The 1,538-nt window shown below is 62.2% G+C and carries 3 protein-coding genes and 1 pseudogene; 1 reads left to right on the plus strand and 3 read right to left on the minus strand.

All coding sequences use genetic code 11. The features are described 5' to 3' along the window. Positions 1-454 (plus strand): annotated as a pseudogene (locus tag EOA86_RS34090) (gfo/Idh/MocA family oxidoreductase); the annotation flags it as partial. Between the two features lie 10 nt (positions 455-464). Here the strand turns inward: EOA86_RS34090 and EOA86_RS34095 are convergent. The 3 genes from EOA86_RS34095 to EOA86_RS34105 all read right to left on the minus strand — a co-directional run. Next, positions 465-755, minus strand: coding sequence for a hypothetical protein (locus EOA86_RS34095; RefSeq protein WP_127209276.1), 291 nt, complete (start codon positions 753-755; stop codon positions 465-467). A gap of 114 nt (positions 756-869) precedes the next feature. Next, positions 870-1,130: a hypothetical protein gene (locus EOA86_RS34100; RefSeq protein WP_128345547.1), complete on the minus strand. Its 261-nt coding sequence runs from the start codon at positions 1,128-1,130 to the stop codon at positions 870-872. Between the two features lie 45 nt (positions 1,131-1,175). Next, a partial coding sequence (locus EOA86_RS34105) for a TetR/AcrR family transcriptional regulator (protein ID WP_128345549.1) occupies positions 1,176-1,538 on the minus strand: 363 nt, incomplete at its 5' end.

A 1,538-nucleotide genomic window follows, 5' to 3' on the forward strand; every position in this document is an offset into this window, starting at 1 on the left:
GCTGAGCTCGCACCACATTTCGGCGATGCGCGGGCTGCTCGGCGAGCCGGTTCGTGTGCTCGCCGCGCATCGCACCAATGGCGGGGCCAACACCAGCGTGACCTTCGACTATGGGCATTTCGCCTGCTGCTACGACGCAGTGGTCGACGATCTCGGCCTGTTTGATGCCATGATCGAGGTGCGCTCGAACACCAAACGGGTCCGCATCATCTACGACACGCCCTATATCCGCAGCCTGCCGACGCGGCTCGAAGTGACGGAAGCCGGTCCACTAGGCCCGGTGACCAGGACCTTCGGGCCGCTCTATGGCGACGCTTTCTCGAATGAACTGGAGACCTTCCATCGCCACATCACTGACGGGACAAAGCCGCTGACCGACCTCGCGGACTCCCGTCGCGACCTGGAGCTGATGGCCCACATCATCGCGCGGATGAAGGAGACTGGCGGGCGCTGAAGCCTGCCGCCTATTTCCCGCAATGGTGATCGTTGATCTTGTTCAACGCATTCGCGTCGGGTCCGACCCTGTGGTAGGAGCAGGCTCCGGCGGCTGTCGTGACCAACTGCTGGTCATAGTAGCGCGGGCCGCCGAACAGAATGTCGATGATGTCGCCTTCGGCGGGAACGTAGCGTTCGGATTGAACCCGGTGGTCGCGGTGCCGATGGTCGCGGTATTTGTCCCCCGCGAAAGCCGAGGCGGACATGCTGCAGCCTATCGCGAAGGCGAGCGCGCGGATCGCAAAGCTTTTTGTCATCATCGGCAATACCCTTCTGGCAGTTCGGCTTTCTACCATATAGCCAAAATCGCCAGCCGAACAAAAGTTCCCTGAACGGCGCCTTAGGCCCAGCGCGAATCCATCAAAGGTGCTGGGCTACGATGCGGCCGCCGCACTCGCCAACGACGCCGCCAACAAGGAAAAGTTCGGCGCCGTGATGAGCCAGTAGCCAGCCCGGTAGCCAGTGGTGTCGTGCACGCCGGAAATCCTACCCGGGCAGTCCGTGCCGGTATGGCGCGGGCCCGCTGCTTGTGCTCGACCGGTTCGGGCGGCGGTTTCCGGCCGGGGTGTTGCCCTGGCGGTAAACCGGCTCAGGTGCTCGGGATAATCCAGGCGATCATCAGCAAGGTCGTTCACGGTGATCTGCCTTGCCGCAGGTGCTTCGCTGGCCTACGCTTCAATCTATCCCGCGATCTCAAGCAAGGACGATACCAGCAACCGGCGTTCATCCTGTGAAAGGACGTCCGAGTCGAAGAGGTTCATGCTGCGAAGTCCTTCGATGGCGAGGTAGCAGACCAGCAGCGCCTTGAGGTCCGGCGTCTCTCCCTTGAGCCGCTCGAAAACCTGCCGCCTGAACGATTTTATCGGTGTCAGGAAATCGGGATCCTCGGCGATCGCCGAAAATATCCAGGAAGCCGACGGTTTCGATTCCTCGGCATGTTCGGCCGAAAGCTTGATGTAGGTCGCAAGCGGGCTTTCGCCGCCGACGCCGGCCGTGCGGGCGGACTCCAGCGCTTGCTCGAAGGCGCGCAGGTAATCCTCCAC

It is taken from the genome of Mesorhizobium sp. M5C.F.Ca.IN.020.32.2.1, from assembly GCF_004023105.1.
GTDB lineage: Bacteria > Pseudomonadota > Alphaproteobacteria > Rhizobiales > Rhizobiaceae > Mesorhizobium > Mesorhizobium wenxiniae.